The sequence below is a fragment of the Actinomyces sp. B33 genome, assembly GCF_028437565.1.
Classification (GTDB): Bacteria; Actinomycetota; Actinomycetes; order Actinomycetales; family Actinomycetaceae; genus Pauljensenia.
In genome coordinates this window covers 15,797-36,895 of record NZ_JAMRYR010000001.1, presented here as the reverse complement: position 1 = coordinate 36,895, position 21,099 = coordinate 15,797, and the positions used below count along the sequence as shown (strand labels likewise).

30 protein-coding genes are annotated in these 21,099 nt (G+C 68.0%); 29 read left to right on the top strand and 1 reads right to left on the bottom strand.

Going from position 1 to position 21,099, the window contains the following annotated elements; all coding sequences use genetic code 11:
- Nucleotide 1: 1 nt before the first annotated feature.
- The 16 genes from rplP to M3T53_RS00125 all read left to right on the top strand — a co-directional run bounded on the left by rplP (nt 2) and on the right by M3T53_RS00125 (nt 8,523).
- Nucleotides 2-421: a 50S ribosomal protein L16 gene (rplP, locus tag M3T53_RS00200; RefSeq protein ID WP_272432407.1), complete on the top strand. Its 420-nt coding sequence runs from the start codon at nt 2-4 to the stop codon at nt 419-421.
- On the top strand, nt 421-654 hold the full coding sequence (rpmC, locus tag M3T53_RS00195) for a 50S ribosomal protein L29 (protein WP_272432406.1): 234 nt from the start codon (nt 421-423) through the stop codon (nt 652-654). Before rplP ends, rpmC begins: the two co-directional genes overlap by 1 nt.
- Before the next feature lie 5 nt (nt 655-659).
- The gene (gene rpsQ / locus M3T53_RS00190; RefSeq protein WP_272432405.1) at nt 660-929 is read left to right on the top strand and encodes a 30S ribosomal protein S17; all 270 of its coding nucleotides are present in this window, start codon (nt 660-662) and stop codon (nt 927-929) included.
- A gap of 349 nt (nt 930-1,278) precedes the next feature.
- On the top strand, nt 1,279-1,647 hold the full coding sequence (gene rplN, locus M3T53_RS00185; RefSeq protein ID WP_272432404.1) for a 50S ribosomal protein L14: 369 nt from the start codon (nt 1,279-1,281) through the stop codon (nt 1,645-1,647).
- A 1-nt stretch (nt 1,648) separates the two neighbouring features.
- Nucleotides 1,649-2,083 (top strand): 50S ribosomal protein L24, encoded by a 435-nt coding sequence (gene rplX, locus M3T53_RS00180; RefSeq protein ID WP_272432403.1) that lies wholly within the window; start codon nt 1,649-1,651, stop codon nt 2,081-2,083.
- Nucleotides 2,084-2,085: 2 nt separating this feature from the next.
- A complete protein-coding gene (gene rplE, locus M3T53_RS00175) occupies nt 2,086-2,631 on the top strand; it encodes a 50S ribosomal protein L5 (protein ID WP_272432401.1) in 546 nt (181 codons plus the stop codon).
- 4 nt (nt 2,632-2,635) lie between these two features.
- The gene (locus M3T53_RS00170; protein ID WP_022867514.1) at nt 2,636-2,821 is read left to right on the top strand and encodes a type Z 30S ribosomal protein S14; all 186 of its coding nucleotides are present in this window, start codon (nt 2,636-2,638) and stop codon (nt 2,819-2,821) included.
- A 61-nt stretch (nt 2,822-2,882) separates the two neighbouring features.
- Entirely contained in the window at nt 2,883-3,281 is a 399-nt protein-coding gene (gene rpsH / locus M3T53_RS00165; RefSeq protein ID WP_272432400.1) for a 30S ribosomal protein S8, read from the top strand.
- Between the two features lie 15 nt (nt 3,282-3,296).
- The gene (rplF, locus tag M3T53_RS00160; RefSeq protein WP_272432399.1) at nt 3,297-3,839 is read left to right on the top strand and encodes a 50S ribosomal protein L6; all 543 of its coding nucleotides are present in this window, start codon (nt 3,297-3,299) and stop codon (nt 3,837-3,839) included.
- Entirely contained in the window at nt 3,839-4,210 is a 372-nt protein-coding gene (gene rplR, locus M3T53_RS00155) for a 50S ribosomal protein L18 (protein WP_272432398.1), read from the top strand. The genes rplF and rplR overlap by 1 nt, the downstream gene beginning before the upstream one ends.
- Nucleotides 4,211-4,239: 29 nt before the next feature.
- Entirely contained in the window at nt 4,240-4,935 is a 696-nt protein-coding gene (rpsE, locus tag M3T53_RS00150; RefSeq protein WP_272432397.1) for a 30S ribosomal protein S5, read from the top strand.
- A complete protein-coding gene (gene rpmD / locus M3T53_RS00145) occupies nt 4,935-5,117 on the top strand; it encodes a 50S ribosomal protein L30 (RefSeq protein WP_334539991.1) in 183 nt (60 codons plus the stop codon). Before rpsE ends, rpmD begins: the two co-directional genes overlap by 1 nt.
- Nucleotides 5,118-5,119: 2 nt before the next feature.
- A complete protein-coding gene (rplO, locus tag M3T53_RS00140; RefSeq protein WP_272432395.1) occupies nt 5,120-5,584 on the top strand; it encodes a 50S ribosomal protein L15 in 465 nt (154 codons plus the stop codon).
- A 165-nt stretch (nt 5,585-5,749) separates the two neighbouring features.
- Complete coding sequence (secY, locus tag M3T53_RS00135; RefSeq protein ID WP_272432394.1) at nt 5,750-7,042, top strand: preprotein translocase subunit SecY; 1,293 nt, start codon at nt 5,750-5,752, stop codon at nt 7,040-7,042.
- Nucleotides 7,039-7,611 (top strand): adenylate kinase, encoded by a 573-nt coding sequence (locus M3T53_RS00130; protein WP_272432393.1) that lies wholly within the window; start codon nt 7,039-7,041, stop codon nt 7,609-7,611. The genes secY and M3T53_RS00130 overlap by 4 nt, the downstream gene beginning before the upstream one ends.
- Nucleotides 7,612-7,617: 6 nt before the next feature.
- Entirely contained in the window at nt 7,618-8,523 is a 906-nt protein-coding gene (locus M3T53_RS00125) for a type I methionyl aminopeptidase (RefSeq protein ID WP_272432392.1), read from the top strand.
- A gap of 87 nt (nt 8,524-8,610) precedes the next feature.
- Here M3T53_RS00125 and M3T53_RS00120 read toward each other — a convergent pair whose 3' ends face one another.
- A complete protein-coding gene (locus M3T53_RS00120; protein ID WP_272432391.1) occupies nt 8,611-8,805 on the bottom strand; it encodes a hypothetical protein in 195 nt (64 codons plus the stop codon).
- A 417-nt stretch (nt 8,806-9,222) separates the two neighbouring features.
- Between M3T53_RS00120 and infA the strand changes: the two genes are divergently transcribed.
- The 13 genes from infA to M3T53_RS00055 all read left to right on the top strand — a co-directional run bounded on the left by infA (nt 9,223) and on the right by M3T53_RS00055 (nt 21,092).
- The gene (gene infA, locus M3T53_RS00115) at nt 9,223-9,444 is read left to right on the top strand and encodes a translation initiation factor IF-1 (protein ID WP_003790580.1); all 222 of its coding nucleotides are present in this window, start codon (nt 9,223-9,225) and stop codon (nt 9,442-9,444) included.
- Between the two features lie 42 nt (nt 9,445-9,486).
- Entirely contained in the window at nt 9,487-9,600 is a 114-nt protein-coding gene (gene rpmJ / locus M3T53_RS00110) for a 50S ribosomal protein L36 (RefSeq protein ID WP_003790577.1), read from the top strand.
- A gap of 142 nt (nt 9,601-9,742) precedes the next feature.
- Nucleotides 9,743-10,117 carry a 30S ribosomal protein S13 gene (gene rpsM / locus M3T53_RS00105; RefSeq protein ID WP_115726742.1) on the top strand — a complete coding sequence of 125 codons (375 nt, stop codon included), beginning with the start codon at nt 9,743-9,745 and terminating at the stop codon, nt 10,115-10,117.
- A 61-nt stretch (nt 10,118-10,178) separates the two neighbouring features.
- Nucleotides 10,179-10,574: a 30S ribosomal protein S11 gene (rpsK, locus tag M3T53_RS00100; protein WP_272432389.1), complete on the top strand. Its 396-nt coding sequence runs from the start codon at nt 10,179-10,181 to the stop codon at nt 10,572-10,574.
- Between the two features lie 136 nt (nt 10,575-10,710).
- Complete coding sequence (locus M3T53_RS00095; RefSeq protein ID WP_272432388.1) at nt 10,711-11,706, top strand: DNA-directed RNA polymerase subunit alpha; 996 nt, start codon at nt 10,711-10,713, stop codon at nt 11,704-11,706.
- A gap of 43 nt (nt 11,707-11,749) precedes the next feature.
- Complete coding sequence (rplQ, locus tag M3T53_RS00090; protein WP_272432387.1) at nt 11,750-12,280, top strand: 50S ribosomal protein L17; 531 nt, start codon at nt 11,750-11,752, stop codon at nt 12,278-12,280.
- Between the two features lie 163 nt (nt 12,281-12,443).
- A complete protein-coding gene (locus M3T53_RS00085; protein WP_272432386.1) occupies nt 12,444-12,782 on the top strand; it encodes an MGMT family protein in 339 nt (112 codons plus the stop codon).
- Nucleotides 12,783-12,984: 202 nt separating this feature from the next.
- Complete coding sequence (locus tag M3T53_RS00080) at nt 12,985-14,502, top strand: sugar ABC transporter ATP-binding protein (RefSeq protein ID WP_272432385.1); 1,518 nt, start codon at nt 12,985-12,987, stop codon at nt 14,500-14,502.
- Complete coding sequence (locus tag M3T53_RS00075; protein ID WP_272432384.1) at nt 14,499-15,503, top strand: ABC transporter permease; 1,005 nt, start codon at nt 14,499-14,501, stop codon at nt 15,501-15,503. The genes M3T53_RS00080 and M3T53_RS00075 overlap by 4 nt, the downstream gene beginning before the upstream one ends.
- A gap of 84 nt (nt 15,504-15,587) precedes the next feature.
- Entirely contained in the window at nt 15,588-16,643 is a 1,056-nt protein-coding gene (locus tag M3T53_RS00070) for an ABC transporter substrate-binding protein (RefSeq protein WP_272432383.1), read from the top strand.
- A gap of 118 nt (nt 16,644-16,761) precedes the next feature.
- Entirely contained in the window at nt 16,762-18,525 is a 1,764-nt protein-coding gene (locus M3T53_RS00065; RefSeq protein WP_272432382.1) for an L-fucose isomerase, read from the top strand.
- A 190-nt stretch (nt 18,526-18,715) separates the two neighbouring features.
- Entirely contained in the window at nt 18,716-20,122 is a 1,407-nt protein-coding gene (locus tag M3T53_RS00060; protein ID WP_272432381.1) for a rhamnulokinase, read from the top strand.
- On the top strand, nt 20,103-21,092 hold the full coding sequence (locus M3T53_RS00055; protein WP_272432380.1) for a LacI family DNA-binding transcriptional regulator: 990 nt from the start codon (nt 20,103-20,105) through the stop codon (nt 21,090-21,092). The genes M3T53_RS00060 and M3T53_RS00055 overlap by 20 nt, the downstream gene beginning before the upstream one ends.
- Nucleotides 21,093-21,099: the final 7 nt, after the last annotated feature.

The following is a 21,099-nucleotide window of genomic DNA, read 5'->3' as shown; positions in this document are numbered from 1 at the left end:
CATGCTCATTCCCCGTCGTACGAAGTGGCGCCGTCAGCACCGCCCTCACCGCACCGGTAACGCCACCGGTGGCACCGAGCTGGCGTTCGGCGAATACGGCATCCAGGCCCTCGAGGGCGCGTACATCACGAACCGTCAGATCGAGGCGGCCCGTATCGCGATGACCCGCCACATCAAGCGAGGCGGCAAGGTGTGGATCAACATCTTCCCGGACCGCCCGCTGACCAAGAAGCCCGCCGAGACCCGAATGGGCTCCGGTAAGGGCGCTCCCGAATGGTGGGTCGCCCCCGTCAAGCCGGGACGAATCCTGTTCGAGCTGGACGGCGTCGACGAGAACCTCGCCCGCGAGGCCATGCGCCGCGCCCAGCACAAGCTTCCGATCAAGACCCGTTTCGTGGTCCGAGAGGGTGGTGACATCTGATGGCAGAGAAGGGTCTGACCGCCTCTGACCTCGATGCCATGGACGAGGCCCAGCTGTCCAAGGAGCTCGAGAAGGCCAAGGCCGAGCTGTTCAACCTGCGTTTCGCGCAGGCCGTCGGCTCCCTCGAGGATCACGGCCGCATGAAGACCGTGCGCCGCGACATCGCCCGGATCTACACGATCGCGCGGGAGCGGGAGCTCGGCTACCGCACCGCCCCGAGCACTGAGGAGTGAGCCCGATGGCAGAAACCACCACCGCTCGCAACGAGCGCAAGGTCCGTCGCGGCTACGTCGTGTCCGACAAGATGGACAAGACCGTCGTCGTGCAGATCGAGGACCGCGTCAAGCACGCCCTCTACGGCAAGGTCATGCGCAAGAACACGAAGGTCAAGGTCCACGACGAGGCCAACGAGTGCGGCGTCGGCGACTACGTCCTCATCATGGAGACCCGTCCGCTGTCGGCCACCAAGCGCTGGCGCGTCGTCGAGATCCTCGAAAAGGCCAAGTGAGCCCTTCCGGCTCAACGGGCCCGGCACCCTCCACGGGGCCGGGCCCGTCCTGCGTCCGCGGACGTTGACGCAGGAGCCCCGGGCGGTGGGGAGCCTCGCCCATGGGAGAGGTCACGCCGAGGCCGGTTTCGCTTGACCGCGGCGATGAGATAGGCTGGCCCGGTTGCGTGGTCCCGGGTGCAGTGCATCCGGAGCCGATAGTGCGAGCGAGCAACATCTCCTGGCGAGGTGCGTTCGGGCTGTCATCCGCGATGATGCGCAACAGTCAATGCACGAATGCACGTTCGGCAAGGCTCGCGGGAAGTAATGCTCCCAAGAGAACCGGCTCGACGACTAGGAGCAAGAGAATATGATCCAGCAGGAGTCGCGACTCAAGGTCGCCGACAACACGGGTGCGAAGGAGATCCTCACCATCCGTGTCCTCGGCGGTTCAGGTCGACGCTACGCCGGAATTGGCGACACCATCGTCGCCACCGTCAAGGACGCCATCCCCGGCGGCAACGTCAAGAAGGGCGAGGTCGTCAAGGCCGTCGTCGTTCGCACGCGCAAGGAGACCCGTCGTCCCGACGGCTCCTACATCCGCTTCGACGAGAACGCCGCCGTCATCCTCAACTCGAACGGCGAGCCGCGCGGCACGCGCATCTTCGGCCCCGTCGGCCGCGAGCTGCGCGACAAGAAGTTCATGCGCATCGTGTCGCTCGCACCGGAGGTGATCTGACATGGCAGCCAAGATCCGCAAGGGCGATCTCGTCGAGATCGTCCGGGGCCGCACGTCCGACGAGAAGAAGCTCGCCGAGCGCAATGCGCGCCGCATCGAGGAGGGGCTCGAGCCCCTCAAGCCCGGCGACAAGGGCAAGCAGGGACGCGTCATCAAGGTCTTCCCGGCCGAGGGCAAGGTCCTCGTCGAGGGCGTCAACCTCAAGACCCGTCATGTCCGTCAGGGGCAGACCCAGGGAGCCGCCGGCGGCATCGAGACCATCGAGGCCCCGATCTCGCTGGCCAAGGTCGCCCTCGTCGATCCTGAGACCAAGCAGCGCGTGCGCGTCGGGTTCCGCGAGGACACCGTCGAGCGCAACGGCCGCACCCGCACGGTCCGCGTCCGCGTGACCCGCGGCGGCGCCAAGCGCGGCATCGAGCAGGGCAAGGAGATCTGAGCATGGCCCCGCGTCTGAAGGAAAAGTACGCCTCCGAGATCCGCGAGGCGCTGCGCGAAGAGTTCAAGCACGAGAACATCATGCAGGTCGGCGGTCTGACGAAGATCGTCGTCAACATGGGCGTGGGCGAGGCCGCTCGCGATTCCAAGGCCCTCGAGGGCGCCATCCGCGACCTGACCGCGATCACCGGTCAGAAGCCGGTGACGACGAAGGCCAAGAAGTCGATCGCGCAGTTCAAGCTGCGCGAGGGCCAGCCCATCGGCGCGCACGTCACGCTGCGCGGCGATCGCATGTGGGAGTTCCTCGACCGCCTGCTGTCCACCGCGCTTCCCCGCATCCGCGACTTCCGCGGCCTGTCGGCCAAGCAGTTCGACGGCCACGGCAACTACACCTTCGGTCTGACGGAGCAGTCGATGTTCCACGAGATCGATCAGGACTCGATCGACCGAGTTCGCGGCATGGATATCACGGTCGTCACCTCGGCCGCCACCGACGACGAGGGCCGCGCCCTCCTGCGTCACCTCGGCTTCCCGTTCAAGGAGGACTGAACCAATGGCCAAGACGTCCCTGAAGATCAAGGCCGCGCGCGCCCCCAAGTTCGGCGTGCGCGCCTACACCCGGTGCAACCGGTGCGGCCGCCCGCACTCCGTGTACCGCAAGTTCGGTCTATGCCGCGTGTGCCTGCGCGAGCTCGCCCTGCGCGGCGAACTCCCCGGCGTCACCAAGAGCAGCTGGTAATCACTGACGTCGCAGGTCCCGGTGCGCCGGAGAAACCGCGACGAGGAAGGGGAATATCCCCATGACAATGACTGATCCCATCGCAGACATGCTGACGCGTCTGCGCAATGCGAATCGCGCGCATCACGACACGGTCTCCATGCCGTACTCGAAGCTCAAGAACGCGATCGCGAACATGCTGGTCGAGGAGGGCTACATCGCCTCGACCTCCGTCGAGGATGCCCGCGTGGGCAAGACCCTGACGCTCACCCTGAAGTACGGCTCGAACCGCGAGGCCGCGATCCAGGGCCTGCAGCGCGTGTCGAAGCCCGGTCTGCGCGTGTATGCCAAGTCCACCAACCTGCCCAAGGTCCGCGGCGGCCTCGGCGTGGCGATCCTGTCCACGTCCTCCGGCCTGCTCACCGACCGTCAGGCGGCCGATAAGGGCGTGGGCGGGGAAGTCCTCGCCTACGTCTGGTGATGAGGAGGCTGAACAATGTCGCGAATCGGTAAGAACCCCATCGCCATCCCCGCGGGCGTCGACGTCGCCATCGACGGCCAGGCCGTCACGGTCAAGGGCCCCAAGGGCGAGCTGAGCCACGTCGTCGCCGAGCCGATCACCGCCGCCGTCGAGGACGGCCAGGTCGTCGTCTCCCGGCCCAACGATGAGCGGACCTCGCGCTCCCTGCACGGGCTGACGCGAACCCTCATCGCCAACATGGTCGTCGGAGTCACCGAGGGCTACCAGAAGAAGCTCGAGATCACCGGCACCGGCTACCGCGTCGTCGCCAAGGGCAAGGACCTCGAGTTCTCCCTCGGCTTCTCGCACACGATCACCGTGGCCCCGCCCGAGGGCATCGAGTTCACCATCGAGCCCAAGTCGCAGACGCTCTTCACGGTGTCGGGCATCGACAAGCAGCTCGTCGGCGAGACCGCGGCCCGGATCCGCAAGCTGAAGAAGCCCGAGCCCTACAAGGGCAAGGGGATCCACTACGTCGGCGAAACGATCCGTCGCAAGGTCGGAAAGGCTGGTAAGTGATGGCGTACGCGATCAAGGGCAAGGGCAAGGTCGTCGCGCGCAAGCGCCGCCACCTGCGCCTCCGCAAGAAGATCAACGGCACGGCCGAGCGCCCCCGTCTGGTCGTCACCCGTTCGAACCGCCACATGGTGGCCCAGGTCATCGACGACACCGTCGGTCACACCCTGGTCTCCGCCTCGACGATGGAAGCCGATCTGCTCGCCGCGGAGGGCACGAAGTCGGACAAGGCTCGCATGGTCGGCGCTCTCATCGCGGAGCGCGCGAAGGCCGCCGGGATCTCCGGCGTCGTCTTCGACCGTGGCGGCAACAAGTACCACGGCCGCGTCGCGGCCGTCGCCGATGCCGCCCGCGAGGGCGGACTCGAGCTGTGAACGAGCCTCAAGGAAAGAGAGATCAACTGATGGCTGCACAGCAGCGAGACAGGAACGGTCAGGGAGGCTCCGGCGCAGGCGAGAACGAGCGCCGGGACCGCCGCTCCGGCCGCGGCAACGACCGCGACCGTCGGGGCACCAACGAGAACAAGAACGAGTACATCGAGCGCGTCGTCACCATCAACCGCGTCTCCAAGGTCGTCAAGGGCGGACGTCGGTTCTCCTTCACGGCCCTGGTCGTCGTCGGCGACGGCGAGGGCACGGTCGGCGTCGGCTACGGAAAGGCCAAGGAAGTCCCCCAGGCCATTTCCAAGGGCGTCGAGGAGGCGAAGAAGAACTTCATTCGCGTCCCGATGATCCGCCGCACGATCACCCACCTGGTCGAGGGCCGCGACGCCGCCGGCGTCGTGCTCCTGCGCCCGGCGTCCCCCGGTACCGGCGTTATCGCCGGCGGTCCGGTCCGCGCCGTGCTCGAGGCCGCGGGCGTCCACGACGTGCTGACGAAGTCCCTCGGGTCGTCGAACGCGATCAATATCGTCCACGCGACGATCGACGCGCTCAAGCAGCTCGAGCAGCCCGAGGCCGTCGCCGCCCGCCGCGGCCTGCCGCTCGAGCGCGTCGCCCCGGCGTCGATGCTCCGCGCGCGCGCCGAGGGCGAGGCCGACAAGAAGGCCGCGGCCGAGCAGGCCGAGGCCGAGAAGGCCGCCCAGGGGGTGACTGAGTGATGGCGAATCTCAAGATCACGCAGGTCAAGTCCACGATCGGCACCCTGCAGAACATGAAGGACACCCTGCGCACCCTCGGGCTGCGCAAGATCGGCCAGAGTGTCGTCCGCGAGGACACCGCCGCGGTTCGCGGCGCGGTCCGCACCGTGCGCCACCTGGTGACCGTTGAGGAGGTCGACTGACCATGGCGGACTCCACCGAGAAGGTGCAGATCGTTAAGCTGCACCACCTGCGTCCGGCTCCCGGCGCCAAGACCGCCAAGACCCGCGTGGGTCGAGGCGAGGGCTCCAAGGGCAAGACCGCGGGCCGCGGGACCAAGGGCACCAAGGCCCGCTACCAGGTCCCCGCGGGCTTCGAGGGCGGCCAGATGCCGATCCACATGCGCCTGCCCAAGCTGCGCGGGTTCAAGAACCCGTTCCGCGTCGAGTACCAGGTCATCAACGTCGGCAAGCTTGGGGAGCTGTTCCCCGAGGGCGGCAAGGTGACCGTCGAGGATCTCATCGCCAAGCACGCGGTGCGCGACAGCGCCCCGGTCAAGGTGCTCGGCACCGGTGAGATCTCCGTCAAGCTCGAGGTCGAGGTCGACTCCTGGTCGTCCTCCGCCGAGGCCAAGATCACGGCTGCGGGCGGATCCTTGTCGGTCCGCTGACGCCTCTACCGGGGGTGGTCCGCTCATGCGGGCCACCCCCGAACCGCGTCCGGGTCTCCCCGGACGCCGACTTTCAATAGGTCCTGGCAGCGCCCGAGCAATGTCGGGTACGCTTGCCGGGTCGCTCCGGGAGACCCCGGTATGCCCATCTCGTAGGAGGAAGCCTTGCTCAGTGCTTTCGCACAGGCGTTCCGCACCCCCGACCTTCGTCGGAAGCTCCTGTTCACGCTGTTCATCATGGCGGTGTACCGCCTGGGTTCGTACATCCCGACGCCCGGCGTCGACTCCCAGGCGATCCAGACCTGCTTGTCACAGGAGTCGGAGGCGTCCCTCCTCGACCTCGTCAATCTCTTCTCCGGCGGCGCCCTGCTCCAGCTGTCGATCTTCGCGCTCGGCATCATGCCGTACATCACCGCGTCGATCATCATCCAGCTGCTCAGGGTCGTCATCCCCCGCTTCGAGGACCTCCACCAGGAGGGGCAGACCGGGCAGGCCAAGCTCACCCAGTACACCCGCTACCTGACGATCTTCCTGGGCGTCCTCCAGTCGACGACGACGATCTCGCTGGCGCGCTCGGGGCAGATGTTCTCGACCTGCTCCGAGTCGGTCATCGCCGACGACTCGGTGTGGATGTTCCTCGTGATGATCATCGTCATGATGGCCGGCACCGGCGTCATCATGTGGCTCGGCGAGCTCGTCACCGAGCGCGGCATCGGCAACGGCATGTCCCTCCTGATCTTCACGTCGATCGCCGCCCGCATGCCCTCCCAGCTCTTGAGCGTGGGCCGGGCGGGCAAGTGGGGCTCCGTCGTCGCGATCCTCCTGATGCTCCTGGCCGTCGCCCTGGCCGTCGTCTTCGTCGAGCAGGCCCAGCGCCGGATCCCCGTCCAGTACGCCAAGCGGATGATCGGCAGGCGCCAGTACGGGGGGACGACGACGTACATCCCGCTGAAGATCAACATGTCGGGCGTCATCCCGGTGATCTTCGCGACCTCGATCCTCGCCCTGCCGCCGATGATCGCCCAGTTCGGAGATCAGACGGCCCCGTGGGTCCAGTGGATCAGCGCCCACTTCACCCAGAACTCGTGGTTCTACCTGACGCTGTACGCGCTGATGACGCTCGGCTTCGCGTTCTTCTACACGGCGATCACCTTCAACCCCGATGAGATCGCGGACAACATGAAGCGCTACGGCGGGTTCATCCCCGGCTATCGGGCGGGACGCCCGACCGCGGAGTACCTGCGCTACGTCATCAACCGGATCACCTCCGCCGGCGCCCTGTACCTCGTCGTCATCGCGCTGCTGCCGTCCCTGCTCATCATCCCGCTCAACCTGACGAGCGCTCAGATGCCGTTCGGCGGCACGACCCTCCTGATCATCGTCGGCGTCGGCCTGCAGACGGTCAAGGAGATCAACACTCAGCTCCAGCAGCACCACTACGAAGGATTCCTCGCATGACCGCCATCATCCTCCTGGGCCCCCCCGGGGCGGGCAAGGGCACTCAGGCCTCGCGCATCGCCGAGCGCCTGGGCGTCCCGGCGATCTCGACCGGGGAGATCTTCCGGACGAACATGGCCGAGGGCACCGAGATCGGCAAGCAGGCCAAGGCCTTCATGGACCGCGGCGAATTCGTCCCCGATTCGGTGACGAACGCGATGGTCAAGGCCCGCCTGGCGGCCCCGGACGCCGCCGGGGGCTTCCTCCTGGACGGCTACCCGCGCACCGTCGCTCAGGCGCACGTCCTGCGCGACATGACGATGGACCTGGGAGCGGCGATCGACCTCGTCCTGGAGATCCAGGTCGACGAGGACGAGGTGGTCGCCCGGATGCTCAAGCGCGCCGAGGAGCTTCACCGCGCCGATGACACGGAGCCGGTGATGCGCCATCGCCTCGAGGTCTACCACCGTCAGACCGAGCCGGTCGCCACCTACTACGCCGACCAGGATCTTCTCCATGTCGTCGATGGGACCGGCACGGTCGACGAGGTGACGGATCGGATCTTCGCGATCCTCGATCGTCTGGCCTGAGCCCAGATGTCGCGGATCGAGATCAAGAGCCGCCGGCAGATCGGCTGGATGCGCGAGGCGGGCCTCGTCGTCGCCGACATCCACAAGTCCTTGCGGAGCGCGGCGCGCCCGGGGGTGACGACGGCGGAGCTCGACGCCGTGTCGGCCGAGGCGATCGCGCGCGCGGGGGCGACCTCGAACTTCCTCCACTACTACGGCTATCCGGCGACGGTGTGCATCAGCGTCAACGACGTCGTCGTCCACGGGATCCCCGATGACCGCGTTCTGGCCGAGGGCGACCTCGTGAGCTTCGACTGCGGGGCGTGGGTCGGCCACGACTCCCGTCAGTGGCACGGGGACGCCGCCTTCTCGATGATCGTCGGCCGGGAGTGGATCGGCGACGCGGACTTCGCGGCGGGGGCCCGGTCGGCCGATCGCGTACCGGCGGACGCGGATCCGGCGGTGCGCCGGCGACACGAGCTCGACGACGTCACTCGCGAGTCCCTGTGGGCGGCCCTCGCGGCGCTCGCGACGGGCCGCAGGGTCTCCGCCGTGGGCCGCGCCGTCGAGGAGGTCGTCGCCGAGCGCGCCGAGGCGCTGGGCTGGGAGGCGGGGATCATCGAGGAGTACACGGGTCATGGGATCGGCACGGCGATGCACCAGGCGCCCGATGTCCTCAATTTCAACGCCCGGGGGATCTCCCCGAAGCTGCGTCCGGGGATGGTCCTGGCCGTCGAGCCGATGCTGGTGGCGGGCTCCATCGAGACGAGTACGGACGCCGATGAATGGACGGTGCGCACGGTCGACGGGGCGGACGCGGCCCATTGGGAGCATTCGATCGCGCTCCTCGACGACGGGGTGTGCGTTCTGACGGCCCCGGATTGCGGTGCGGCGGGTTTGGCCCCCTACGGGGTGGCCCCGGTGGTCCTGTAGTAGCAGAGCGAGTCGTTGGCCCGGCGCCCCCGTGGGGATAACCCCACGGGGGCGCCGGCCTCTCGCCATCGGGCAATGGGGGTGGTGTTACGCGTCGACGGCGCGGCGCGAGCGCCAGTACCGGTACCACAGGTGGGCGGCGTGCCCGGCGTAGACGAGGGCGGCGACGGCGAAGAGGAGATTCCATTTCGCGGCCGTGGCGGCCATCAACCCGATGAGAAGGGCGCTGCCGGTCTGCCACGCGGCATGGGAGAGGGGAGAGGAGGCGAAAGGGGAGTTCACGGGGATGATGCTCCTTTCCGAGGAAAGCCTCCCGCGCCCCGGGGCCTTGGGCGAGAAGCCCCATCGGCGACCACGACGAGGCGGTCACGAGCGGGCGGCGTCGCGTGGCGAGGAACCCCGTCGGGCCCGTTGCCCGATCATCTCCCGTTGCTCGCGCTAGCGGCCGAGTTCAGTGTAGATGGCGCTCTCCTCGTGAGGAGGGCGAACGCATCATGTTCGTGAGACGACATGCGCTCGTCTTCGTGCCAGTCCGGTCGATGAGGGTGAGGCAGCCGACAAGGGCAGCGACTACCACGAAACGATGCTTATGTCGTAGAGTTGATCTTCGGGCGTGTCTGCGCGCGTCGTCAGTCGTGCGCGTTCGCCCGGCGGCCCAGGCCGTCCCTATCCGAGACATGTAGAGGACAGACGGAGGATATGGCGAAGAAAGACGGCGTCATCGAGATGGAGGGCACGGTCGTCGAGGCCCTGCCCAATGCGATGTTCCGCGTGGAACTGAAGAACGGCCATGTTGTTCTCGGCCACATCGCGGGGAAGATGCGTCAGCACTACATCCGCATCCTGCCCGAGGACCGCGTCGTCGTCGAACTGAGCCCTTACGACCTCTCGCGGGGCCGTATCGTCTACCGCTACAAGTGACCGAACGACACTGACCGCCTCTGGGCGGTGGAGGTATCAACCATGAAGGTCAAGCCGAGTGTCAAGAAGATCTGTGACAAGTGCAAGGTGATCCGTCGCCACGGCAACGTCATGGTCATCTGTGACAACCCCAGGCACAAGCAGCGCCAGGGCTGACGCCCGCTGCCGACCCAGGGCCCAGCGCCCGACAGCACCAGTTCGCCCGCCGTCAGGCGACCCCCGGTTCGGAGGCCGGGGCCGGATGCTCATCCGGAAGGACTGGTGACGACCTCCGAGGAACAACTGGAGCATCATCACCATGGCACGTATTGCCGGCGTCGACCTCCCCCGCGAGAAGCGGCTGGAGATCGCGCTCACCTACATCTACGGAGTCGGCCGCACCCGCGCCGCCGAGACCCTCGCCGCCACCGGCGTCTCCCCCGACGTGCGCGTCAAGGACGCGACCGAGGAGGACCTCGTCAAACTCCGCGAGTACATCGAAGCGAACTTCAAGGTCGAGGGCGACCTGCGCCGCGAGGTTCAGGCCGATATCCGTCGCAAGATCGAGATCGGTTCCTACCAGGGCCTCCGTCACCGTCGTGGCCTGCCTGTCCACGGTCAGCGGACCAAGACCAACGCGCGCACCCGCAAGGGCCCCAAGCGCACCGTCGCAGGCAAGAAGAAGGCCAAGTAAGGCCGCGGGGGCGCCCTGCGGGCACCCCTCTCACGACTGAAGAAGGAACTGACAGATCAAAATGGCATCTGCGAAGACCGCGCGCAAGCCGCGCCGCAAGCTTTCCAAGAACGTCACCCACGGCCACGCCTACATCAAGTCGACGTTCAACAACACCATCGTCTCCCTCACCGACACCACGGGCGCCGTCATCGCCTGGGCCTCCTCCGGCCAGGTGGGCTTCAAGGGCTCGCGCAAGTCGACCCCCTTCGCCGCCCAGCTCGCGGCCGAGGCCGCGGCGCGCCGCGCCCAGGAGCACGGCATGAAGAAGGTGGACGTGTTCGTCAAGGGCCCCGGGTCCGGGCGCGAGACCGCGATCCGCTCCCTCCAGGCCGCCGGCCTCGAAGTGGGCTCGATCCAGGACGTCACCCCCCAGGCCCACAACGGCGCTCGTCCCCCGAAGCGTCGTCGCGTCTGATCCGCGCGCCGAGGCGCGGCGCCGTCCCGCCTCCACGTCCGAGCCCGCGTCAGCGGTGCTCGCACCCCCTGTCCCGCTTTCGCGGGATCCGCTGTCCGGCGTCATATAGCGGTCGCCGGTAAGAAAGGACCACGACGTGCTCATTGCAGAGCGACCCATCCTCAGCGAGGAGAAGGTCAGCGACTTCCGCTCCCGCTTCACCCTGGAGCCCCTGGAGCCCGGATTCGGCTACACGCTGGGCAACTCCCTGCGCCGCACCCTTCTGTCGTCGATCCCCGGCGCTGCGGTCACGTCCATCCGCATCGATGGCGTGCCCCACGAGTTCCGCACGATCGAGGGCGTCAAGGAGGATGTCGCCGAGATCATCCTCAACATCAAGCAGATCGTCCTCTCCTCGGAGAACGACGAGCCGGTCGTCATGTACCTGCGCAAGGCGGGCCCCGGCGCCGTCGTCGCCGGCGACATCACCCCGCCGGCGGGCGTGGAGATCCACAACCCCGACCTCCATCTGGCCACTCTCAACGAGAAGGGCAAGCTGGAGATCGAGCTGACCGTCGAGCGCGGCCGCGGCTACGTCTCGGCTGCCCAGAATAAGGATCCCCAGGCCGAGATCTCGCGCATCCCGATCGACTCGATCTACTCGCCCGTCGTCAAGGTGACGTACAAGGTCGAGGCGACCCGCGTCGAGCAGCGCACGGACTTCGACCGCCTCGTCATCGACGTGGAGACGAAGCCGGCGATCGCCCCGCGCGACGCCCTCGCGTCGGCGGGCAAGACGCTGGTCGAGCTCTTCGGGCTCATGCGCGAACTCAACGAGGAGGCCGAGGGCATCGAGGTCGGGCCGTCGACGACGGACGCGACCCTGGCTGCGGACCTCGCCCTGCCGATCGAGAACCTCAATCTCCAGTCGCGCTCGTACAACGCGCTGCGCCGTCGGGGCATCCTCACGGTCGGCGAGCTCGTCGCCCACTCGGAGGCCGATCTGCTCGACATCCGCAACTTCGGCACGAAGTCGATCGAGGAGATCAAGGAGTCCCTCGCCGGCCTGGGAATGACCCTCAAGGACTCGGTCATGCCGAGTTTCGGCGAGTCCGAGTCCGGTTCGATCTTCAGCGACGACCAGTCCATCTGACCCCGTGCGTCCGGTGGACGCATTCAATCCGTAGGAGACACCTATGCCCACCCCGAAGAAGGGCGCCCGTCTGGGCGGCAGCCCGGCACACCAGAAGCTCATCCTGTCGAATCTGGCGACCCAGCTCATCGAGCACCGCGCGGTGACGACGACCGAGGCCAAGGCCAAGCTGCTGCGCCCGTACGTCGAGAAGCTCGTCACCAAGGCCAAGCGCGGCGACATGCACGCTCGGCGGACTGTGGCCAAGAAGATCACGTCGAAAGAGGCCGTCTACCTCTTGTTCGACGAGATCGTCCCGGCGATGGATCCCGAGCGCAGCGGCGGCTACACCCGTCTGATCCGCGTCGGCAACCGCAAGGGCGACAACGCCCCCCTGATGCGCATCGAGCTCGTCATGGAGAAGGTCGCGAAGAAGGCCGTCGTCAAGGAGGCCGAGAAGGCCGCTGAGACCGCCGCCGAGCCGGTTGTCGAGGACGAGGGCACCGAGGAGGCGCCGGTCGAGGAGACCGAGGCCGCGGAGGCCGCCGAGGCTCCCGAGGCCAAGTCCGTCGAGGAGTCCTCTGACGAGGAGTGACCGCCCGTCACGCCGTCGACGACCGGGGCGCCCGTTTGGGCGGCCCGGTCGTCCGTTATCCGGCGCCCCTCAGGCGCGTCGCGGCGCCGCCGCTCCGTCGTCATCGCGGGGCTCCGGGGGTGTCCGCGTGTCGGGCCGGGGGAGCGGGGAGGAGAATGGCCGGGTGAATGAGGAGCTCGTGGAGACCGTGCTGCGCGTGGTCGAGGCGATCCCCGAGGGGGAGGCGGCGACGTATGGGATGATCGCCCGCGTCGTCGGGACGGGGCCGCGCGTCGTCGGCAGGATCATGGCGCAGTGGGGGGAGTCGGTCCCGTGGTGGCGAGTCGTGAGCGCTCACGGAACTTTCCCGACAAGCATCAGATCGAGCGGAGTCGAGCGGTGGCGGGCCGAGGGGATGCCGCTGCGCCCGGGAGGGGAGGGGCTCGACCTCTCCAGATGTCTGACAAATGAGGAGCGACTCCTGAACGTCTGTGCGCAAATAATCTGTGACCTGCGGAGATAGTGATTCGGTTAACGACGGGCGGATCGCTGTCGGTTGCGCTTCGATAACGGCGGCTCGTTCTGCGTCGACGCGTCCTCGACGGATGCTCTATCGTGTGATGTACGCCAAGGACGGCGTCCTCGTGTCGGCCAAGCCGTTAGCGCTAACGACATGAGAGCACACTCCAGGAACGTTGGGGTTCCTGGTACCCGAGGGGTGAGAAGTGACGAACTTGCTTGAGTTGAAGGGGATCTCCAAGACCTTCCCCGGCGTCAAAGCGCTGTCCAACGTGGACCTCGACCTGCGCGCCGGAGAGATCCTGGGGCTCTGCGGGGAGAACGGCGCCGGCAAATCGACGTTGATGAAGATCCTCACCGGGATCTACAAGGCCGACCCGGGCGGTGAGATCCGGCTCAACGGGGAACGGGTGGAGATCGCCAACCCCAACCACGCGCGCTCGCTGGGCCTGAGCATCATCCACCAGGAGCTCAACATCATCCCCGACCTCACGGTCGCCCAGAACCTCTACATCGGTCGCCCCGGCTCCCACCGTGCCGGCTACATCAGCGATCGTCAGATGGTCAAGGACGCCGCCGCCCTCTTCGAGCGCCTCAACATGCAGATCGACCCCACCGCGATGTGCCGCGACCTGCCTGTCGCCCGCCTCCAGATGGTCGAGATCGCCCGCGCGCTGTCCTACGACTCGAGGGTCCTCGTCATGGACGAGCCCACCGCCCCGCTGACGACCACCGAGACCGAGTCCCTCTTCGAGCTCATGCGCAGGTTCATCACGCCCGAGACGGGTCTGATCTTCATCACCCACCGCATGCCCGAGCTCACCGAGATGACCGACCGCATCGCCGTCCTGCGCGACGGCCAGTACATCGGCACCGTCGGCACCGCCGAGACGCCGATGCGCGAGGTCATCAAGATGATGGTCGGCCGCGAGGTCCCCGCCGACGCCCGCCCCACCACCGCGCCGCTGTCCGACGAGCCCATGCTCACCGTCGAGCACCTGTCGACGAAGAAGGCCGTCCACGACGTCTCCTTCGAAGTCCGCAAGGGCGAGATCTTCGGCTTCGCCGGACTCGTCGGCGCCGGGCGCACCGAGGTCGCCCGCGCCCTGTCCGGCGCCGACCCGCACACCGAGGGCAGGGTCGTCGTCAACGGCAAGGAGGTCAACATCCGCAACGCCTCGGCGGGCGTCAAGGCCGGCATCGGCTACCTGTCCGAGGACCGCAAGCAATTCGGCCTTCTCCTCGACAAGGACATCTCCTTCAACACGGCGCTCGCCTCGATGGACCGGTTCTCCACGGCGACCGTCATCAACTCGAAGAAGATCCGTTCCGTCGCCCAGGAGTACGTCAAGAAGCTGCGCACCCGCACCCCCGGCGTCGACGCCGAGATCCGCTCCCTGTCGGGCGGCAACCAGCAGAAGGTCGTCGTCGCCAAGTGGCTCGTCCGCGATTCCGACGTCCTCATCTTCGACGAGCCCACTCGCGGCATCGACGTCGGCGCCAAGGACGAGATCTACACCCTCCTCGAAGAGCTCGCGGCCCAGGGCAAGGCGATCATCGTCATCTCCTCCGAACTCCCCGAGGTCCTGCGCCTGGCGAACCGCATCGCGGTCATGGCCCACGGGCGCATCATCGGCGTCCTCGACAACGAGGACGCCACCCAGGAAAACATCATGGAACTGGCCACCGTCGGCCAGGACGAAGCGAATGGAGCAGTCGCGTGACCACCACCGTCGATGCCAAGGCGGGCAAGTCCACCAACCCGGTGGCCGCCTTCTTCAAGACCAACATGCAGCTGGCGCTGGTCACCCTGGCGCTCGTCGTCATCTACGCGTACTTCATGTTCGCGGCCCCGAACTTCGCCCATTTCAACATCTTCACCGACATCCTCCTGCAGACCGCCTTCACCGGCGTCATGGCCCTGGGCGCCACCTTCGTCATCGCCACCTCCGGCATCGACCTGTCCGTCGGCACCGGCATGACGATGGTCGCCGTCATGGGAGGCATCTTCCTGTCCGGCGACCACATGAACCTGCCCCTGGGCATCGGCCTTCTCGGCATGCTCGCCGTCGGCGCCCTCATCGGCCTCATCAACGGCACAAACATCTCGATCCTCGGCCTGCCGCCCTTCATCGCCACCCTCGCGATGATGATGGTGTGCCGCGGCCTGGCGCTCATCGTCTCCGACAAGTCGACGATCTCCATCGCGAACAAGCAGTACATCGCCCTGTCCACCGGAGAGCTGATCCCCGGCATCTCCAACGCCGCGATCATCCTCGTCGTCCTCGTCGTCATCGCGGCCTTCCTCATGAACCACACCCTCCTGGGCCGTTACGCCCTGGCGTTCGGCTCCAACGAGGAGGCCACGCGCCTGTCCGGCGTCAACGTCCGACTGTGGAAGATCGTCATCTACGTCGTCGCCGGCGTCTTCATGGCCGTCTCCGCCATCCTCTACTCCGCCCGCTTCGGCTTCGTCCAGCCCGCCGAGGGCGCCGGCTTCGAGATGGACGCCATCGCCGCGGCCGTCATCGGCGGCACCTCCCTGGCCGGCGGCCGGGCCTCGATCCCCGGCGCCCTCGTCGGCGCCCTCATCATGATGACCCTGAAGAAGGGCCTGACGATGATGGGCGTCGCCTCCGAGTGGCAGATGGTCGTCACCGGTATCGTCGTCATGCTGGCCGTCTTCGTCGACAACATCCGCCGCGCTCGCGAGAACGCGGCCTGAACACCAGACTCTCGCCCCATCGGACATCGCCGTCCATCCCAACAGGCAGTGCGCCCGCACCGCCCTCCCATGAAAGGAACACCAATGCGCCCCATCGGACGTATCGTCGCCGCCGCAGCCGTCGGCTCCATGGCACTCGGCCTCGCCGCGTGCTCGACCTCCACCGACTCCGCCTCCACCGACTCGAAGGACACGAAGGCCCAGTCGACCGCCACCAGCAAGCCCGCCGAGGAGGTCAAGGAGCAGTCCACCGACGTCCCCAAGGGCGACGGCACCCAGACGATCTACCTCGTCTCCAAGGGCTTCCAGCACCGCTTCTGGCAGGCCGTCAAGGAGGGAGCCGAGGAGGCGGGCACCGAGTACGGCTACAAGATCGAGTTCATCGGCCCCAAGGACGAGACCCAGGTGACCGAGCAGATCGGTCAGCTCCAGGCCGCCCTCGACTCCAAGCCCGCCGCCGTCGGATTCGCCGCCCTCGACTCCGGCGCCGCCGCCGACCTGCTCGGCAAGATCAACGACGCCGGCATCCCCGTCATCGCCTTCGACTCCGGCGTCGACTCGGACATCCCGCTGACCACCGTCCAGACCGACAACTTCGCCGCCGCCGAAGAGGCCGCCAAGCACATGATCGAGCTGCTCGACGGCAAGACCGGCTCGGTCGGCGTCGTCTGCCACGACGCCACCTCGCAGACCGGCAAGCAGCGCTGCGAGGGCTTCAAGGAGTACTTCAAGGCGAATGCCCCCGAGGGCCTCAAGCTCCTCGACGAGCAGATCGCCGGCGAGGTCGGCAAGGCCGCCGACGCGTCCAAGGCCATCATCCAGGCGAACTCCGACATCGTCGGCATCTACGGCTCCAACGAGGCCGCCGCCTCCGGCGTCATCCAGGGCGCCAACGAGTCCGGCAAGGAGGTCACCGTCGTCGGCTTCGACTCCGGCAAGACCCAGTTGGCCGCCATCCGCGACGGCTCGCAGGCCGGCGCCGTCACCCAGGCCCCCAAGCTCATGGGTTACAAGACCGTGACCGCCGCCATCCAGGCGATCAACAACATCGCGCTGCCCAAGGTCATCGACTCGGGCTTCGCCTGGTACGACAAGACCAACATCGACTCCGACGAGATCGCGCCGAACCTCTACGAGTGATGTGAACGGAGGCGGGGCGGGATCCACTGGACCCCCGCCCCGCCCCCCGTCCCACCGGATCCGAGGGGGTGCGCACGCCCCCGCAGACAGTCGAGACAACACGAAGGAACGAAGGCACATGACTACTCACCCCCGAATCGGAATCCGCCCCGCCATCGATGGACGACGCCGCGGAGTCCGCGAGAGCCTCGAGGACCAGACGATGGGCATGGCCCAGCGCGTCGCCGCCCTCTTCACCGAGAACCTGCGCTACCCCGACGGCGAGCCCGTCGAGGTCGTCATCGCCGACACGACGATCGGCCGCGTCAACGAGGCCCAGGCCTGCGCCGAGAAGTTCAAGGCGAACAACGTCGGCCTGACCCTGACCGTCACCCCCTGCTGGTGCTACGGCACCGAGACCACCGACATGGACCCGACGATGCCGCACGCGATCTGGGGCTTCAACGGCACCGAGCGGCCCGGCGCCGTCTACCTCGCCGCCGCCCTCGCCGGGCACGCCCAGATCGGCATCCCCGCCTTCGGCATTTACGGCACGGAGGTCCAGGACTCCGACGACGAGACCATCCCCGAGGACGTGCGCACCCGCCTCCTCGACTACGCCACCGCGGGCCTGGCCGTCGCCCAGATGCGCGGCGCCTCCTACCTGTCCATGGGCTCGGTCTCCATGGGCATCGCCGGCTCGGTGGTCAACCCCGACTTCTTCCGCGAATACCTCGGGATGCGCAACGAGTACATCGACATGTCGGAGTTCACCCGCCGCATCGACGAGGGCATCTACGACCACGACGAGTACGAGAAGGCCTACGCCTGGATCCGCGAGAACTTCACCCAGGGCGAGGACTTCAACGCCCCCGAGGAGCAGTTCCCCGAGAAGTGGGACGAGTGGTGGCAGTTCGTCACGAAGATGACGCTCATCGCCTCCGACCTCATGCACGGCAACGAGAAGCTCGCCGAACTGGGCTTCGGGGAGGAGGCCGGCGGCCACGGCGCCATCGCCGCGGGCTTCCAGGGCCAGCGCCAGTGGACCGACCACTTCCCCAACGGCGACGTGATGGAGACGATCCTCAACACGAACTTCGACTGGAACGGCAAGCGCCAGCCCTCCGTCATGGCGACCGAGAACGACTCCCTCAACGGCGCGTCCATGCTCTTCGGCCACCTGCTGACCGGCACCCCCCAGATCTTCTCCGACGTGCGCACCTACTGGAGCCCCGAGTCGATCGAGCGCGTCACCGGCTGGAAGCCCGAGGGCCGCGCCGCCGACGGCCTCCTCGACTTGCGCAACTCCGGGTCGACGACCCTCGACGGAGCCGGACAGGCGACGCGCGACGGCGAGCACGTCATCAAGCGCTGGTGGGAGATGACCGACGAGGATCAGAAGGCGGCCCTCGACGCGACGACCTTCCACCCGGCCAACACCGGGTACTTCCGCGGTGGCGGCTTCTCGACGCACTTCCGCACCGCCGGCGAGATGCCCGTGACGATGTGCCGCATCAACCTCGTGCGGGGCCTCGGCCCGGTCATGCAGATCGCCGAGGGGTGGACGGTCGAACTGCCCGAAGAGGTCGCCACGACCATCGAGAACCGCACCGACCGCGCGTGGCCGACGACCTGGTTCGTCCCCAACCTCACCGGCGAGGGGGCCTTCGCCAGCGTCTACGACGTGATGAACAACTGGGGCGCCAACCACGGGGCGATCTCCTACGGCCACATCGGCGGCCAGCTCATCACCCTGGCCTCGATGCTGCGCATCCCGGTCAACATGCACAACGTGCCCCAGGAGCGGATCTTCCGCCCCAAGGCGTGGTCGCTGTTCGGCACCGAGTCGCTCGAGGCCGCGGACTTCCGCGCCTGCCAGACCTTCGGGCCGATGTACGCCTGAACGACTCGCACCGGTGGGCGCCGGATCCTCGGCGCCCACCGGTCCGGGCCGGATCCGATCGGCGGACGGACCCGGGGCGGCGCCGAGCCGACGGCCCGGCCGCAGGGCTCGGGCGTAGGATCAGGCCACCGGGCCGCCCGACCGGTCTCCGCCGCCCCGCCAGATCGAACCTCTTAGAAGGGAACCAGCGATGACCACCGCACTTGCCGTCGATCTCGGATCCGCCTCGGGTCGTGTCCTGGCAGGGACCCTCGTCGACGGGCGCATCGAGGTCGTCGACGTCCACCGCTTCGCCCACGAGGCCCAGCGCCGCGACGGCTCCCTCATCTGGGACGTCGAGACCATGTGGGAACAGGTCGTCGAAGGCCTGACCCGCGCCGTCGAGCAATTCCCCGATGCCGTGTGCGTCTCCGTCGACACCTGGGGCGTCGACTTCGCCCCCCTCGACTCCGACGACCGCCTCGTCGGCCCCGTGCGCGCCTACCGCGACGAGCGGACCGCCCGCACCCTCGACGCCTTCCGCGCCCGCATCGGCGACCGCGAGTTCTTCGACCTGACGGGCAACCAGCCCGCGACGATCAACACCGCCAACCAGCTCTTCGCCCTCGTCGCCGAGGAGCCCGAGCTCGCCGAGCGCATCGACTCCGTCCTCTTCCTGCCCGACTACTTCGCCTGGCGGCTCTCGGGCGTCAAGGGGTGGTCGCGGTCCATCGCCTCGACCTCGGGCCTGTGCACGCCGGGCGCCACCGACTTCAACGCCCCCGTCTTCGAGCGCCTGGGGCTGAACCGCTCCTGGGTCGGCGACCTCGACGCCGACCTCACCGTCATCGGGCAATGCACGGTGCCCGGCCTCGAACGGCTCGCCGTCGTGCGCGGCGGGGCCCACGACTCGGCCTGCGCCGTCCACGGGCTGCCCATCGACGAGGGCGCGCGCGCCTACTTCCTGTCGTGCGGGTCGTGGTCGGTCCTGGGCGCGATGGAGGACCACGCGCTGATCTCCGACGCCGCCTTCGACATCGGGCTGACCAACGAGGGGCGGACCGACGGGGGAGTGCGCCCCCTCTTCAACATCACCGGCATGTGGATCCTCCAGGAGATCCAGCGCCAGTGGGCGCGCGAAGGCACCCCCACCGACACCGACGACCTCGTCGCCCAGGCCCGCCAGTGCCCGCCGTGCACCAGCTTCTTCGACCCGGACGACCCGAGATTCGCCGAGCCCGGCGATATGCAGCGCAAGATCGACGAGGCCCTCGACGAGCAGGGGGCCGATCACCCGACCTCGATGCCCGGGTACGTCCGGTTGATCATCGAGTCCTTCGCCCGCCGCTACGCCCGCGCCGTCGACGAGCTCACGGCGGTCACGGGCGAGGCCCCCGACCAGCTCAACCTCGTCGGCGGCGGGGCGCGCAACCGGCTCCTGTGCGACCTGACGGCGACCCTGTCCGGCGTGCGCGTCGTCCGGGGCCCCATCGAGGCCTCGACACTGGGGTCCCTCATCGCCCAGCTCGAGACCCTCGGCCACCTCGACGCGGCCGACCGGCCGGCCGTCATCGCCGCCTCCGCGAAGACCCACGTCCATGAACCCGAGGGACGCTAAGAGGGTCTCCCTCGCCGATGTCGCGGCCACGGCGGGGGTGTCGACGAACACCGTCTCGCGCGTGGTCCGCGGCGACCCGGAGGTCTCCGACGCGACGCGCAAACGGATCTCCCGGCTCCTCGACGAGATGGGGTATCGGCCGAACTACGCGGCCCGGGCGCTGGCCTCCAAGCGCACGGGGGTGCTCCACGTCCTCCTGGCGGCGCCGATGTTCCACGGGCACGGGCGGGTCCTCCTCTCGGTGCTCGACGCCGCCTCGCAGGCCGGCTACCACGTGTCGATGAGCAACGCGTACGGGGCCGACGGGATGCCGGCCAGTCAGATGGCCCCCTTCGACGTCGACGGGGTGGTGATCCTCGGCGGTCAGGACCCGACGATCGACTTGGCAATCGACATCGGCAGGCGCCGCCACACGGTTCTCGTCCTGACGAGCGAGCACGGCCTCGACGGGATCTCGACCGTCGCCATCGACAACGTCCGTGGCGCCCGGCTGGCCACGGAGCACCTCCTGACCCAGGGCGTCGAGGACCTCGTCCACATCGCGGGTCCGCGCGGCTGGTCGGACGCGGTGGGGCGCCGACTCGGGTTCGAGCAGGCGTGCGCCGACGCCGGCGTCGAGCCGCGCGTCGTCCAGGCCGATTCGTGGAACTCCCAGGACGGCTACGACGCGATGAGCTCGTTGGCGCGGATGCCCCAGGCGATCCAGACGGCGAACGACCAGCTGGCCCTCGGCGCGATGCGGCTGATCCACGAGCGGGGCCTGTCCGTGCCCGGGGACGTCCGGGTCGTCGGATTCGACGATATCGACGGGGCCGACTGCTACACGCCGCCGTTGACGACGATCCGCCAGCCCTTCGACAGGGTGGGGCGCACCGCGGTCCGCCTCGTCCGCTCCCTCATCGAGGGAGGTCAGGCCCAAGACATCACCATCGCCCCCGAACTGGTCATCCGGGCCAGTTCCTCCCTGTGAAAGGACC